Origin of the sequence: Massilia sp. YIM B02443 (assembly GCF_030411955.1) — a bacterium.
Lineage (GTDB): Bacteria > Pseudomonadota > Gammaproteobacteria > Burkholderiales > Burkholderiaceae_D > Telluria.
The window spans coordinates 157,960-172,011 of record NZ_JASNRA010000009.1; the positions used below are offsets into that span (position 1 = coordinate 157,960).

Sequence of the window (14,052 nt, forward strand, 5' to 3'; positions counted from 1 at the left end):
GCGTCGTGGCGGCGCGCCGCCACGTTTCCCTGCGCCGGCTGGTCACGCCGGGACCGGACGCGGCGCAACTGCAGCGCATCGTCGGGATGGCGGCGCACGCGCCCGACCATGGGCTGCTGCTGCCGTGGCGCTTCATCCTGATCCCGCAAGAGCGGCGCGACGCGCTGGGCGAGGTGTTCGCCGGGGCGCTGCTGCAGCGCGACCCGGCGGCCGCCCCCGAGGCACTGGAGGCGGCGCGCGCCAAGGCCTTCCACGCGCCATGCCTGCTGGTGGCGCTGGCGCGCGACAACCCGGACGCCACCACCATTCCCAAGAACGAAAAGCTGGTCTCGCTCGGCTGCGCGATCCAGAACGTGCTGGTCGGCGCGCAGGCGCTCGGCTTTGCCAGCGGCCTGGCCAGCGGCGCCGCCATGGACAGCGCCGGCATGCGGCGCCTGCTGCGGCTGGAAGCGCACGAGCAGGCGGTGTGCTTTATCGGCGTCGGCACCGCGGCCTCAAACAAGGCGCCGCGCGCGCGTCCGTCGGCGGCGCAGTACTTCTCCACTCTCTGACCAATCGGCGCGCGGTTTGGCACGCAGCGGCTTCGTCGCTGGAAGACGCCAGGCGGCGCATCCCGGGCGATGTGCTTAGTTTGCGTAGGGAAGTTAAGGTGCGGGCCGGCGATAATGCCCGAGCAATATCCGCTGCCGTTTGGCTAGCGGCCGGAAAGCACCTGGCCGAGCGACGCCGCAGCGGGCGCGTATTGCTGCATGCCCCAGCCTGCGCCGGCGGCCACCAGCGCCGTCAACAGGAACGGGATCGCGGTATGGCGCAGCGCAGCCACCATCCAGTGGCGCTGGTCGAGCAAACGCAAACGCCGGTACAGGCCGGCGGCGAGCAGGGCGTCGACCAGGATCTCGGCGAACAACACCGGGGCCGACCAGATCACGAACAGCGACGACAGCGCAATGCCGAGCACCAGCAGCAGCACGGCCAGCGGCAGTGCGGCTTCTTCAGCTTGCCCGATGGCTTCGAGCGGCTTCTCGGCGATGGCGCCGATGCCACTGTCGCTTGCACTGAAGTCGACGTTCGCACTGGCGCCGCCGCCATCGAAACTGCCGCCGCCGCCGCTGAATCCGGCCGGCCCGTGTGCTGTCCCGGTGTCCCCGCCAGTGCCGCCGGATGTGGCGACGTCGAGATAATCCGCCGCGCTGGTGTGAAGCCACAGCCACAGCAGCAGCAGGAACACGACATACGCCACCCCGACCGACAGCAGATAGCGCAGCGCCATCGTGTCCATGCCAGCGGCGAGCAACGCCACCGATGCGCCGAAGCCGGCCAGTGCGGTCAGCGACACCAGGATGAACATCTGGATGCGCGGAAAACCTTCGCGCAGCAGGCGAGCACGCATATCGTGCACGGCCATGGCGCGGGTCAGCGCACGCGGCGCGGAACCAGACCCGGCCCGGGAACGGCTAAGCGGTTTGCGCATCGCGCATCCTCCCAGGAAGAAATGATTGAACAATTCTCCCATGCAATGCGTTCAAAAAACCACCTGCAGCACGGTCCGAAGGAAAAAAACCGCGACGACGGCCGCCGCGCAATTCCGCTCCGTCGCACGGGGCTGCCGGTCTTTGCTCGCATACGCGCGTCCCGCTTGAATACCATCACCCATATCGCCGGCTGGCGCGAACGCATCTTCTCTTCGCTGCTGTCGGTGGTGCTGCTGGTTGGCGCGCTCTCGACGAACTGAGCGTGCCGGGGTGGGGCGACGCGCCGCTCAAGGCCTCGCCGGCGGCCGCGATCAACTACAGCACCGTGAGCGTGATCCTGGCGCTGACCTGCAGCACGCTGCTGCGGCCTGGCGCGTTCGCTGGGCGAACTCGAGCTGGCTTTGGCCGCGGTGGCGCGCCTGGCGCAGGCGATGGTGGGCGGCGCCTCGGCCAAGGCCGAGATGATGACGCGCACCCGGGCCGGCGAGGCGTTCTGGGTGGAGCTCGAAGTAATGCCCTTCATACGCAGCGGCGAAAGTGACAGCCACCGGGTGGTGGTCAGCCGCGACATCAGCGAAAGGCGCACGGCGCAGCAGTCGATTCACCGGCTGGCGTTCTAGGACGTGCTGACCGGGCTGCTCAACCGGCGCTTGCTGATGGAGCGCCTCGGCGCCGTCGCCGTTACCTGAGTAGCCGCCCCGGACGCATGGTCAGCGCCTGCCAGGCGTGGCGCAGCGTCGCCAGCAGCGTCACCAGCGCCACCCCGCACAGCGCCAGCCACGGCATCGCCTGCACCAGCGGCGCATGCTCGACGAAGCCGGCCTGGTAGCGGGCGATGGCGATGAAGGCCAGCGGCAGGCCGAGCACGGCGGCCACGGCTATCAGCATGCCCAGTTCGCGTCCCAGCAGCGCGGCGATGCGGGCGCGCCCGGCGCCATACAGTTTGCGCAGCACGATCTCGCGCGCGCGCCGCTGCACGATCGAGCCCGACAGCGCATACATGCCGAAGGCGGTGATCGCCAGCGCAATCAGGGTTGCGAGCAGTAGCAGCCGCGCCAGGCGGGTGTCGTCGGCATAGTTCGCGCCCAAGACCTCGCCGGCGCGCTCGGTGTGCATGATCGCGTCCGGGAAATAGCGGTTCCACAGCGCCGCCACGGCGCGTTCGGCGTCGCGCACCGCGGTCGTGCTGCGCACGCTCAGCACGCTGGCCCAGTCGGTATTGAGCACGTACAGCGTGGCGCGCGGTTCGTCGCGCAGCGAACGGAAGCGCAGTTCCGGCGCGATGCCGAGCACCCGGTACGGCACCAGCTTGCCGTCCTCGCCCGGATGCAGCAGTGTCTGTCCGACCGCGGCCGAGGGCGTGGCGAAACCGAGCTGGCGCGCGGCGATGGCGTTGATCACGACCGGTCCAATGGCATTTTCCCCGTCCAGGCGCGGATCGAACAGGCGTCCCGCCACCGGCTTCAGCTTGTACACCTCGAAGAAATTGGTGTCGATCATCTTGGTTTCGGCCGAGACGCTGGCGCCGCCGTCGCGCTTGATGTCCTGGATCAGGCCATTGCCGGTGCGCCCGACCACGTGCTCGGACAGCACTAGGCTGTGCACGCCCGGCTGCTGGCCGAGTTCCGCCATGAAGCCGCGCACCGCCTCGTTCTTCTTGCCGCGTTGCGGCAGGTCGACGATCAGGAGCGGCGCGGCGTCGAAGCCGGGCGAGGCGTTGACCGCGAAGCGGGTCTGCAGCGCGATGGCCATGGCCAGGCTGGCCAGGCCGACCGCCGTCGCGATCTGCAGCACGGTGAGCGCCTTGCGCAACCGGGCGCCGGCGCGCGATTCGGTGTTGGCGCGCCCGGCCAGGGCCTGGGCCGGACGCACCCGCAGCGCGGTCCAGGCCGGCTGCAGGCCGGCCACCAGGCCCAGCACGACGCCGATGAGCAGCGCCGCGGCCACGTTGGCCGGCGCGAACAGGTGCTCCAGCTTGCGGTTGACCAGCTCGGCGAACAGCGGCAGCGCCAGCCAGGCCAGCAGCAGGCCCAGCACCGTGGCCAGCAGCGCCACCAGCAGCGACTCGGCCAAAAACTGCAGCACGATCTGGCGCGCGCTCGCGCCCAGCACTTTGCGCATGCCGATTTCTCGCTGGCGCCGCAGCACCCGCACGGTGGCCAGGTTGACGTAGTTGATGGCGCCGATGGCCAGGATCAGCAGCGCTACCAGCGCCAGTCCGGTGACGGTGGCGCGGTCGCCCCGGTCGCCTGGCGGCGAGACCGGGTTGCGCGCCACGTCGCGGTCGAAATACGCTTCGCGCAGCGGCGACAGCGCCAGGTCCATCACCCGGCGCCCGCCCAGGCGCGCGCGCACGTCGGGCGGCACGCCCTGGACCGCAGGGGCGGTATCGAGGGTGCGCTGCAGCGCCGCCGCCACCTGCGGCACGGCGTCCGGGTTGTCGATGCGCAGCAGCAGGCGGCCCCAGGCGCCGCGTTCGCCGGTCTGCAGCTCGCTGCGCATCACGGGATCGTTCAGCACCGAGTTCACGCCATACAGGGCCTCGAACGGAATCGTGGTGTTGGCCGGGGTGTCCGGCACGATGGCCGCCACGCGCAGCGCCTTGTCGCCGATCTGCACCGTGCGGCCGAGTGCGCGCGGCGTGCCGAACAGGCGCTGCGCGGTCGTCAGGGTCAGCACCAGGCCCTCGGGCCGGTTCAATGCCGCGTCGAGGTCGCCCTCGAGCGCGCGCAATCCGAGCACCTCGGCGAAGCGCGGCAGCACCAGCAGGCTCGGCATCTTGTGCAGGGTGCTGCCGACTTTCACGGTAGGGACGTCGGCGCGGAAGAAGGCGGTGGCGTCGACCACGCCCGGGGTCTTCAAGGCGGTCGCGCGCAGCAGCAGCGGGGCCTGGTCGAACCAGGGCGCCACCGGGTCGACGTTGAAGCGCTGCTTGACCACGTAGATCTGCTCTACCCGCGGCACGTGGGCATCGTAGCGCCACGAATACTGCACGTAGCCGAGCAGCAGCAGGCAGGCGGCGAAGGCGACCGACAGGCCGAGGATGGCGATGGCGCTGTAGCCGGGCTGGCGCACCAGGTGGCGCAGGCCGATGCGGAAGTCGTCGGGTCTCATGGCGCCACCTGCGCCAGGGCCGCGGTGGCGCTCGGGGCCGCGCTCGGGGCCACGGCGTCGGCGACGATGCGGCCGTCGAGCAGGCGCACCGTGCGTCCGGCCTGGGCGGCGTGCCCGGGTGAGTGGGTGACCATCACCACGGTGGTGCCTTCGTCGTTGATCTGGCGCAGCAGGCGCATTACCTCGTTGCCGTGCGCGGTGTCGAGGTTGCCGGTCGGTTCGTCGGCCAGCAGCAGGGCGGGGCGCGCCACCAGCGCGCGCGCGATCGCCACCCGCTGCTGCTGGCCGCCCGACAGCTGTGATGGGCGGTGCCCGGCGCGGTGGCCGACGCCGAGCTTGTCGAGCATCGCCGCCACCCGCGCGCGCGCGATCGCCACCCGCTGCTGCTGGCCGCCCGACAGCTGTGATGGGCGGTGCCCGGCGCGGTGGCCGACGCCGAGCTTGTCGAGCATCGCCGCCACCCGCGCGCGCCGCTGCTGGCGCGGCACGTTGGCATGGCTCAGCGCCAGTTCGACGTTCTCGGCCACGCTCAGCTCTTCCAGCAGGTTGAAGTCCTGGAAGATGAAACCGATGCGCCCGCGCCGCAGCTCGTTGAGCTTCATCTCGCTCCAGCCGGCGATGTCCTGGCCGTCGAACCAGTACTGGCCGCTGTCGCCGGTCTCGAACATGCCCAGCACCGACAGCAGGGTCGACTTGCCGCACCCGGAAGGGCCGGTGACGGCAACGTATTCGCCGGCCGCGATCTCCAGCGAAACGCGGTCGAGGGCGGTCGTCCTGACCTCGCCCGCAGTGAATGACTTGTTGAGGCTGACAAGCTTGAGCATGCTATCTCCTTTGTTATTGGAATACGAAGCGGACGGGCTGCTGGGCTGAAAGCTGAATCGACGCATCTTTCAAATGTGTCTAGCTAGATTAGCATGTTCCTTCTTCGTGATAGCAAGTCAAATTACCTGTCTATAGAAATGAATATGCCTTTTTGAAGTAATAATGCATTCCACATAAATTCCGCGATTCCGCCAGCTAGTTGTTGCTCAGCGCGCGTTGTACTGCTCGTCGCTGACCTTTTCCAGCCATTCGACGCCCTTGCCGTCGGCCATGCCGGTCACGGCCAGGTGGGTCATGCGCGTGCCCGGCGCGGCGCCGTGCCAGTGCTTGATGCCGGGCGGGCACCAGACCGTGTCGCCGGCGTGGATCTCTTGTACCGGCTTGCCCCATTCCTGCACCAGCCCGGTGCCGGCAGTTACCAGCAGGCGCTGGCCCGACGGATGGGTATGCCAGGCCGACCGCGCGCCCGGCTCGAAGCTGACGTAGGCGCCGGAGGCCTGGCTGCGCTCATTGCTCGGCCACAGCATCTCGACTTTTACCCGGCCGGTAAAGTTGGCCTCCGGCCCGGCGCTGGACGCCTGGCTGCCGGCGCGCACCACCTGCTGCGCCTCCTTGCGTTCGGCGGCATCGGCGCCGCCGGCGGCCAGCAGGGTGGCCGCGGCCAGGGCCTGGGTGAGAGGAGTTTTCATGGGTTTCCTTTCATGGATCGTTGGTGACGGGACCATTCTAGGCGCGCACGATTACCCCGATAAGCTGCTAAGATCGGGATGTTCCTATGATCCGGATTCATGAATGCGCCAAGATTTCAACGACCTGATCGCCTTCCTGACCGTGGCGCGCGAAGGCAGTTTCACGCGCGCCGCGGCCCAGCTGGGACTGTCGCAATCGGCCCTCAGCCACACCGTGCGCAAGCTGGAAGCGCGCCTCGGCATCCGCCTCCTGACCCGCACCACGCGCAGCGTGTCCCCGACCGAGGCCGGCATGCGGCTGCTGCAAACGGTGGCGCCGCACGTCGACGGCATCGAGGCCGGGCTGGCGGCGCTGGGCGAGTTCCGCGACCGGCCGGCCGGCACGGTGCGCATCACCACCGCCGAGCACGCGGCCAACTGCGTGCTGTGGCCCAAGCTCAAACCCTTCCTGGCCGCCTACCCGGACATCAAGGTCGAGCTGACCATCGACTATGGCCTGACCGACATCGTGGCCGAACGCTACGACCTGGGCGTGCGCCTGGGCGACCAGGTGGCCAAGGACATGATCGCGGTGCGCATCGGTCCCGACCTGCGCATGCTGGTGGTCGGCGCGCCGGCCTATTTCGCCGCGCATCCGGCGCCGCGCACGCCGCACGATCTGGTGCGCCACAACTGCATCAACCTGCGCCTGCCGACGCGCGGCGGCTTGTATGCCTGGGAGTTCGAGAAGGAAGGGCAGGCCCTGAACGTGCGCGTCGACGGCCAGCTGACCTTCAACAGCACCACGCCGCGCCTGCGCGCCGCGCTCGACGGCATGGGCGTGGCGCTGCTGCCGGCCGACATGGTGCAGGAATATATCGAGGCCGGACGCCTGGTGCAGGTGCTGGCCGACTGGTCGCCGACCTTTCCCGGGTACCACGTGTACTACCCGAGCCGGCACCACGCCTCGCCGGCGTTTTCGCTGCTGGTCGATGCGCTGCGTTACGAAGCCCCGCGTAAAGCAAGTCAGGAAGCAAGGCGGCGCTAGCGCTGGTCAGCGGCGCGTCGCCAGCCGGCACAGGATCGGGCTGGCGCACACCAGCGCCGCCGACAGTATCACGTCGTGCTTAGCCTGAGCGACGCGCGCAGGCCCGGATAGTTGTCTTCCAACACCAGCGCGCCGCCGTGCAGGCGCGCCACCGCCGACACCACGCTCAGGCCCAGGCCCACGCCCGGCGTGCCGCGGCTGGCGTCCATGCGGTAGAAGCGCTCGATCACGCGCGTGCGTTCGTGTTCGGGGATGCCGGGGCCGTTGTCGGTCACCACGATCTCGACGGTCTGGGCATTGACCCGGCGCGCCCGGATCGCGATCGCGCCGCGCACCGGCGCATACTTCAGCGCGTTGTCCACCATATTGCCCAGCGCCTGGGCCAGCAGCACCGGGTCGCCCACGGTCGGCAGGCTGGCCGGGCCGTCGAAGCCGAGCGTGATGTCCTTCAGCTCGGCCACCGGCGCGTAGAACTCGGTGACTTCGGCGGCCAGCGCCGCCAGGTCGACCGCCACGAAACCGCCGCGCCGGCTGCCGCTGTCGATCTCGCTGAGCCGCAGCAGGGCGTTGAAGATGCCCATCACGCGGTCGACGTCGTCGATGGCGGCGTCGATCTCGGCGAAGGTTTCCTCGCTCGGGGGCCGCGCCACCGACAGTTCTTCCAGCCGCGCGCGCAGTTCGGACAGGGGCGTCCTCAGGTCGTGCGCGATCGCGTTCGAGACGTCCTGCACCCCGGTCACCAGGTGCTCGATCTGGTCCAGCATGCGGTTCACGGTGCGCGTCAGCTGCTGCAGTTCGTCGCCGTCGTGCGGCTCGGCCAGGCGGTGCGAGAGTTTGCCCTCGATGATCGAGGCGCTGGTCTGGCTGATCGATTGCACCCGCGCCAGCAGCGCACGCCGGATCAGCACTCCGCCCAGCGCCGCGCTCAGCAGCACCGCCAGTCCGCAGCCCAGCAGGCCGTAGGCGAACAGGCGCTCGAGTTTCTGGAAGCGGTCCAGGTTGCTGGCCACCAGCAGCAGGTAGCCGTCTTCCAGCGTGGTGCGCACCAGCTCGACGTTGCGCTCGACGCCGTCGACCCGGATCGTCACCTGGCACAGGCCGTCACGGTTGGGCACGCCCTCGGGCCACTCCGGCAGGTTGCCGGCCAGGCGGGTGCCGTCGGGCGCCATGAACAGCATGATTTTGCGCACGCCGTCGTTGACGCCGTGCACCTGGCTGTCGATGGCCGCCGCCAGCGCCGGCGGGCCCTGGCGTTCGAACAGGTTCGACAGGTGGTGGGCATCGGCGCGGATCAGCTCGGTACGTACCTGCTGGATATTCGTGTGCCACACGTACCACAGGGGCGCGGCGAACATGCCCAGCACCAAGAGGGTGACGATGGCGTAGCCGATGGCGATGGTGCGCGCCGAAAAGCCGGGCAGACGCAACAGTCGCAACAAAAATGGACGGCGCACCGGCGCCGCCTTGGCATCCAGAACGGCGCTCATGGCTGGTCGGTCAGCATGTAGCCGGCATTGCGCACGGTGCGCAGCAGCGGCATGGCGAAGCCGGCGTCGATCTTCTGGCGCAGCTTGCTGATGTGGACGTCGATGACGTTGGTTTGCGGGTCGAAGTGATAGTCCCAGACGTTTTCCAGCAGCATGGTGCGCGTCACCACCTGGTTGGCGTGACGCAGCAGGTACACCAGCAGCTTGAATTCGCGCGGCTGCAGCGCCACCGGTTTTCCGGCGCGGGTGACGCGGTGCGCCAGCATGTCCACGGTCAGGTCGCCCAGCGTCATCACCGTGTCCACGCTCTGCACCTGCGAGCGGCGCAGCAGCGCGTCCAGGCGCGCCAGCAGTTCGCCGAAGGCGAACGGCTTGGTCAGGTAATCGTCGCCGCCGGCGCGCAGTCCGCGGATGCGGTCGTCGACGCCGTCCAGCGCCGACAGGATCAGGATCGGGATCCGGTTGCCCTGCTGGCGCAGGGCTTCGATGATCGACAGGCCGTCGATGCCGCCCGGCAGCATGCGGTCCATCACGATCGCGTCGTACGGCTCGCTGACCGCGTGGACCATGCCGTCGCGGCCGTTGTCGGCATGGCGCACCGTGTGGCCGGCTTCGCTCAAGCCCTTGGTGACGAAGCGCGCCACACGCTCATTGTCTTCGACGAGTAACAGTTTCAAGGCATCCTCAAGGCGTTACCGGCATTCTATCCTCGGCTGGGGCTTGCTTGCCTTCCGGTTGGTCCGACGCATCCGGCGCATCCGGATGGACCGGCGGCTTGCTGCGCCCCGCGATCAAGACGTAGAACAGCGGAATCAGGAAGGTGGCCAGGAAGGTTGCCGTCATCATGCCGCCGATCACGCCGATGCCCAGCGCGTTCTGGCTGCCCGAGCCGGCGCCGCTGGACAACGCCAGCGGGGTCACGCCCAGCACGAAGGCCATCGAGGTCATGATGATCGGGCGCAGCCGCACCTTGGCCGCTTCCAGCGCCGCCTCGACCACGCCCATGCCCTGCATCTGCAGTTCGCGCGCGAACTCGACGATCAGGATCGCGTTCTTGGCCGACAGGCCGATGGTGGTGAGCAAGCCCACCTGGAAGAACACGTCGTTTTCCATGCCGAACAGGGTGGCGGCGGCCAGGGCGCCGAGCACACCGATCGGCACCACCATGATCACCGAGATCGGGATCGCCCAGCTTTCGTACAGCGCCGCCAGGCACAGGAACACCACCAGGATCGACAGCGCGTACAGCAGCGGGGCCTGGGCGCCGGCCTGCGACTCCTGCAGCGAGATGCCGCTCCATTCGAAGCCGATGCCTTGCGGCAGCTGGCCGACCAGGCGTTCCATGATTTCCATCGCTTCGCCGGTACTGTAGCCGGGCGCCGGCTGGCCCTGGATCTCGGCCGACTCGATGCCGTTGTAGCGCGCCATCGCCGGCGAGCCCCAGGCCCAGCGCGCCGTGGCGAAGCTGGAGAACGGCACCATTTCTCCGGCGCCGTTGCGGGCGTACAGGTGGCGGAGGTCGTCCGGGTTCATGCGGAACGGGGCGTCGGCCTGGACGTAGACGCGCTTGATGCGGTTGTCGGTATCCAGGAAGTTGTTGATGTAGCGCGAGCCCCAGGCGATCGAGAAGGTCTGGTCGACTTCGGTCAGGTTGACGCCCAGCGCCGCCGCCTTTTCGCGGTCGATCTCGATCTTGTAGGTGGCGTTGTCGGACTGGCCGGAAAAGCGCACCCGCTGCAGCGCCGGTTCGTTGCGGGCCAATTCCAGCAGGCGTTCGCGCGCCTCGGCCAGCGCCGTGTGGCCGAGGCCGCCGCGGTCCTGCAGCTGCAGGTTGAAGCCGGTGGCCGAACCGAGGCCGCGGATCGACGGCGGCTCGACGGTATTGATCACCGCGCCCTGGTAGTTGGCGTAGCGCGCCGAGACCCGGCTGGCCAGCGCGGAAACACTGAGATCGTCAGACTTGCGCTCGTCCCAGGATTTGAGGCGCACGAACAGGCGGCCCTGGTTCTGGCCGCGTTGCGGCTGCGAAGCGCCGTTGGTCATGAAGGTGGCGTCGACCATCGCCTTCTCGTCATTCAGCAGGTACTGGCTGATCTCCTCCAGCACGCGCCCGGTGGCTTCCTGGGTGCTGCCGGCCGGGGTCTGCACCTGGACGAACATATAGCCCTGGTCTTCCTTGGGCAGGAAGCCGCTCGGCAAACGCACGAACAGCAGCGCGACGATGCCGACCATCGCCAGGTAGACCAGCATCCACAGGCCGCGCCGGCCGAGGATGCGGGTGACGCCGCCCAGGTAGCGGTCGCGGGTGCGGTCGAAGCCGCGGTTGAACCAGCCGAAGAAACCTTTCTTTTCGTGATGGTTCGGGTCCACCGGTTTGAGCATGGTGGCGCACAGCGCCGGGGTCAGGGTCAGGGCGATGAAGGCCGACAGCAGCATCGAGGCCACCACCGTCAGCGAGAATTCGCGGTAGATCGCGCCCACCGTGCCGCTGGAAAACGCCACCGGCACGAACACCGCCGACAGCACCAGCGCCACGCCGACCAGCGCGCTGGTGATCTGGCCCATGGCCTTGACGGTCGCTTCTTTCGGCGGCAAGCCGTCTTCCTGCATCACGCGCTCGACGTTCTCGACCACCACGATGGCATCGTCGACCAGCAGGCCGATCGACAGCACCAGCCCGAACATCGACAGCGTGTTCACGGTGAAGCCGAGCGCCGACATGATGCCGAAGGTGCCGAGCAGCACCACCGGCACCGTGATCGACGGAATCAGGGTGGCGCGGAAATTCTGCAGGAACAGGTACATGACCAGGAACACCAGCACGATGCCCTCGATCAGGGTATGCGCCACGCCTTCGATCGAGACTTCGATGAACGGGGTCACGTCGTTCGGGTACACGGTGCGCAGGCCGGGCGGGAAGAATTCGCCCAGCTCGGCCAGGCGCGCGCGGACGCGTTCGGCGGTGTCGAGCGCATTGGCGTTGGGCGCCAGCTGGATGCCCAGGCCCGAAGCCGACTTGCCGTTGTAGCGCACGTCGACGTTGTAGTTTTCCGGACCCAGGGCGACGCGGGCGACGTCCTTGACGCGCACCGACGAGCTGTCCGGCTGCACCTTCAGCAGGATCCGGTTGAACTGTTCAGGCGTGCGCAGCATCGTTGCCTGGTTGATGGTGGCGCTCAGCGCCTGGCCTTGCACCGCCGGCGTGCCGCCCAGCTGGCCGCCGGAAATCTGGACGTTCTGGGCGCGGATCGCATCGGCCACGTCGATCGGGGTCAGCTGGTATTTGGTGAGCTTGACCGGATCGAGCCAGATACGCATCGCGTACTGCGTGCCGAACAGGTTCATGCTGCCGACGCCGGGGATGCGGCTGAGCGGATCCTGGATGTTCGAGGCCACGTAGTTGGCGATATCGAACTTGGTCATGCTGTCGTCGTCCGAGACGAACGCCGCCACCATCAGGAAGTCGCTGGTCGACTTGGTCACGCGCAGGCCGGATTGCTGGACTTCGCTCGGCAGGCGCGGCACGGCCGACTGCAGCTTGTTCTGGACCTGCACCTGGGCGATGTCCGGGTCGGTGCCGGCGGCGAAGGTCAGCGAGGTGGTCGACTGGCCGGTATCGTCGCTGGTCGACTGCATGTAGAGCAGGTTGTCGATCGCCGTCATCTGCTGCTCGATCACCTGGATCACGGTGTTCTGCATGGTCTCGGCCGAGGCGCCCGGGAAGGTGGCCTGGATCTGGACCGACGGCGGCGACACCGGCGGATACTGTTCGACCGGCATCTTCCACAAGGCGATGCCACCGATCAGCATGATGAGAAGCGAGATCACGATCGCGAAGATCGGACGCTGGATGAAGAACTTTGGCATTGTCGCTTATCCCTGCTGGGCTCCGGCGTTGGCGCCGTTCCGGGCATCGGCGGCAGTGGCCGGGGCCGCCGGCGCGGCCGGATTCTGCGCCGCCTCCGGTCGTACCTTGACTGCGATGCCGGGCTTGAGTTTCTGCACGCCGCTGACCACCACGCGTTCGCCGTCCTTCAGGCCTTCGCTGATCAGCCAGTAGCCGTCGACCAGCTGGCCGGTCTTGACGGGGCGCACGATCGTCTTGTTGTCGGCGCCGACCAGCATCACGGTGGCGCTGCCCTGGGGCGTGCGCGTCACGGCCGGGACCGGCACGCGCATCACGTCCTGGCGCACGCCCTGGCTGACGCTGGCGCGCACGAACATGCCGGGCAACAACAGATGCTCGGGATTCGGGAAGCGCGCGCGCAGGGTCACCGAGCCGGTGGCCTGGTCGACCGTGACGCCGCTGTATTCCAGCGTGCCGCTGCGGGTGTAGGTGGTGCCGTCTTCCAGCTGCAGTTTCACCTGCACGGCCTGGCCGTCCGCGCCGTCCATGCGGATGCGGCCGGCGGCGATCTCGCGGCGCAGGGCCAGGCCCTCGGCGCTCGACTGCTGCAGGTCGACGTACATCGGGTCGATCTGCTGGATGGTGGTCATCAGGGTGGCCGAACCACCCTGGACGTAGGCGCCCTGGGTCACCGCCGACACGCTCGAGCGGCCGGTGATCGGCGCGATCACGTTGGTGTAGCCGAGGTTGATGCGCGCGCTTTCCACCGCGGCCTTGGCGGCGGCGACTTCGGCGGCGGCTTCCAGTTGGGCGGCTTCGGCGTTTTCGAATTCCTGCTTGCTGACGGCGTTCTCGCGCACCAGCACGCGGTTGCGGTTGAGTAATGCCGCGTTGCTGCGCAGCGTGGCCTGGGCCCGCTGCAGCTGGGCTTCGGCGCTGGCCAGGGCGGTGCGGTAGGGGGCAGGGTCGATCAGGTACAGCGGCTGGCCCTTGCGCACGTCGGCGCCCTCGACGAAACGGCGCTCCTGGACGATGCCGTCGACCCGCGCCCGCACTTCGGCCAGCAGGAATGGCGCTGTGCGTCCCGGCAGCTCAATGCTGAGCGGCACGTTGGCGGCGCGCATCGTCAGCACGCTGACTTCGGGAATGGCGGGGGCGGCGGGTTTCGGATCGGAACCGCAAGCGGCCAGCAGCAGGGCAGCCAGGGTGGCGCCGGCGGCCAGCGAGCGGCGGCGCGGAAGGGGTGTCGAGGGCATGTTAATGGAGTCCGGTTTGCGAGGTTGGGAACGTATTCTTCCCTACCTTGGACTATGCCCGTCGCCAGCTTAAAAGTGGGTGAGAGATTGATTAATTTTCGTTAATGTTGAGCGCGGGTTAAGCAGGAGCGCGGCAGTTTCAATGAACGCACGCCTGTCTCTGGCGCTGACGGCGTCATTGCAACAGCAGAAATTTATTTATGTTTGTTAATTTAGTTTTGTTAATATTTGCAAGGCCGAGCTCGCTTCGCGGTGTGCAGAATTTTGTTCGACGTGATGGCGATGGGACTGCATTGTGCAATGCAAAATTGATGCGCTGCGTCATATAGCTGAGC

12 protein-coding genes are annotated in these 14,052 nt (G+C 68.0%); 4 read left to right on the forward strand and 8 right to left on the reverse strand.

Annotated elements, in window-relative coordinates:
- Positions 1-551: nitroreductase family protein (locus tag QPK27_RS11765; protein WP_290418420.1), on the forward strand; the 551-nt coding region annotated here is incomplete at its 5' end.
- A gap of 143 nt (positions 552-694) precedes the next feature.
- On the opposite strand, the gene QPK27_RS11770 is transcribed toward QPK27_RS11765, so the two are convergent.
- The gene (locus QPK27_RS11770) at positions 695-1,471 is read right to left on the reverse strand and encodes a hypothetical protein (RefSeq protein WP_290418421.1); all 777 of its coding nucleotides are present in this window, start codon (positions 1,469-1,471) and stop codon (positions 695-697) included.
- Between the two features lie 21 nt (positions 1,472-1,492).
- On the opposite strand from QPK27_RS11770, the gene QPK27_RS11775 reads away from it, so the two are divergent.
- Positions 1,493-1,732 carry a hypothetical protein gene (locus QPK27_RS11775; RefSeq protein WP_290418422.1) on the forward strand — a complete coding sequence of 80 codons (240 nt, stop codon included), beginning with the start codon at positions 1,493-1,495 and terminating at the stop codon, positions 1,730-1,732.
- 141 nt (positions 1,733-1,873) lie between these two features.
- The gene (locus QPK27_RS11780) at positions 1,874-2,092 is read left to right on the forward strand and encodes a hypothetical protein (protein ID WP_290418423.1); all 219 of its coding nucleotides are present in this window, start codon (positions 1,874-1,876) and stop codon (positions 2,090-2,092) included.
- A 61-nt stretch (positions 2,093-2,153) separates the two neighbouring features.
- On the opposite strand, the gene QPK27_RS11785 is transcribed toward QPK27_RS11780, so the two are convergent.
- The 3 genes from QPK27_RS11785 to QPK27_RS11795 all read right to left on the reverse strand — a co-directional run bounded on the left by QPK27_RS11785 (position 2,154) and on the right by QPK27_RS11795 (position 6,100).
- On the reverse strand, positions 2,154-4,586 hold the full coding sequence (locus QPK27_RS11785) for an FtsX-like permease family protein (protein WP_290418424.1): 2,433 nt from the start codon (positions 4,584-4,586) through the stop codon (positions 2,154-2,156).
- Complete coding sequence (locus QPK27_RS11790; RefSeq protein WP_290418425.1) at positions 4,583-5,410, reverse strand: ABC transporter ATP-binding protein; 828 nt, start codon at positions 5,408-5,410, stop codon at positions 4,583-4,585. Before QPK27_RS11790 ends, QPK27_RS11785 begins: the two co-directional genes overlap by 4 nt.
- A gap of 207 nt (positions 5,411-5,617) precedes the next feature.
- Positions 5,618-6,100: a cupin domain-containing protein gene (locus QPK27_RS11795; RefSeq protein WP_290418426.1), complete on the reverse strand. Its 483-nt coding sequence runs from the start codon at positions 6,098-6,100 to the stop codon at positions 5,618-5,620.
- Positions 6,101-6,203: 103 nt separating this feature from the next.
- On the opposite strand from QPK27_RS11795, the gene QPK27_RS11800 reads away from it, so the two are divergent.
- Positions 6,204-7,127 carry a LysR family transcriptional regulator gene (locus QPK27_RS11800; protein ID WP_290418427.1) on the forward strand — a complete coding sequence of 308 codons (924 nt, stop codon included), beginning with the start codon at positions 6,204-6,206 and terminating at the stop codon, positions 7,125-7,127.
- Positions 7,128-7,195: 68 nt separating this feature from the next.
- Here the strand turns inward: QPK27_RS11800 and QPK27_RS11805 are convergent, their stop codons facing one another.
- From QPK27_RS11805 to QPK27_RS11820, 4 genes are read right to left on the reverse strand one after another with little or no spacing between them, the layout of a single operon-like run.
- On the reverse strand, positions 7,196-8,614 hold the full coding sequence (locus QPK27_RS11805; protein WP_290418428.1) for a HAMP domain-containing sensor histidine kinase: 1,419 nt from the start codon (positions 8,612-8,614) through the stop codon (positions 7,196-7,198).
- Entirely contained in the window at positions 8,611-9,291 is a 681-nt protein-coding gene (locus tag QPK27_RS11810) for a response regulator transcription factor (RefSeq protein ID WP_290418429.1), read from the reverse strand. The genes QPK27_RS11805 and QPK27_RS11810 overlap by 4 nt, the downstream gene beginning before the upstream one ends.
- Before the next feature lie 7 nt (positions 9,292-9,298).
- Positions 9,299-12,481 carry an efflux RND transporter permease subunit gene (locus QPK27_RS11815; protein WP_290418430.1) on the reverse strand — a complete coding sequence of 1,061 codons (3,183 nt, stop codon included), beginning with the start codon at positions 12,479-12,481 and terminating at the stop codon, positions 9,299-9,301.
- 6 nt (positions 12,482-12,487) lie between these two features.
- Positions 12,488-13,717: an efflux RND transporter periplasmic adaptor subunit gene (locus tag QPK27_RS11820; protein WP_290418431.1), complete on the reverse strand. Its 1,230-nt coding sequence runs from the start codon at positions 13,715-13,717 to the stop codon at positions 12,488-12,490.
- Positions 13,718-14,052 lie beyond the last annotated feature (335 nt).

Coding starts and splice junctions, on each gene's coding strand:
- QPK27_RS11770 (WP_290418421.1), bottom strand. CDS start 1,471: ATGCGCAAACCGCTTAGCCGTTCCCGGGCCGGGTCTGGTTCCGCGCCG.
- QPK27_RS11775 (WP_290418422.1), top strand. CDS start 1,493: ATGATTGAACAATTCTCCCATGCAATGCGTTCAAAAAACCACCTGCAG.
- QPK27_RS11785 (WP_290418424.1), bottom strand. CDS start 4,586: ATGAGACCCGACGACTTCCGCATCGGCCTGCGCCACCTGGTGCGCCAG.
- QPK27_RS11790 (WP_290418425.1), bottom strand. CDS start 5,410: ATGCTCAAGCTTGTCAGCCTCAACAAGTCATTCACTGCGGGCGAGGTC.
- QPK27_RS11795 (WP_290418426.1), bottom strand. CDS start 6,100: ATGAAAACTCCTCTCACCCAGGCCCTGGCCGCGGCCACCCTGCTGGCC.
- QPK27_RS11800 (WP_290418427.1), top strand. CDS start 6,204: ATGCGCCAAGATTTCAACGACCTGATCGCCTTCCTGACCGTGGCGCGC.
- QPK27_RS11805 (WP_290418428.1), bottom strand. CDS start 8,614: ATGAGCGCCGTTCTGGATGCCAAGGCGGCGCCGGTGCGCCGTCCATTT.
- QPK27_RS11815 (WP_290418430.1), bottom strand. CDS start 12,481: ATGCCAAAGTTCTTCATCCAGCGTCCGATCTTCGCGATCGTGATCTCG.
- QPK27_RS11820 (WP_290418431.1), bottom strand. CDS start 13,717: ATGCCCTCGACACCCCTTCCGCGCCGCCGCTCGCTGGCCGCCGGCGCC.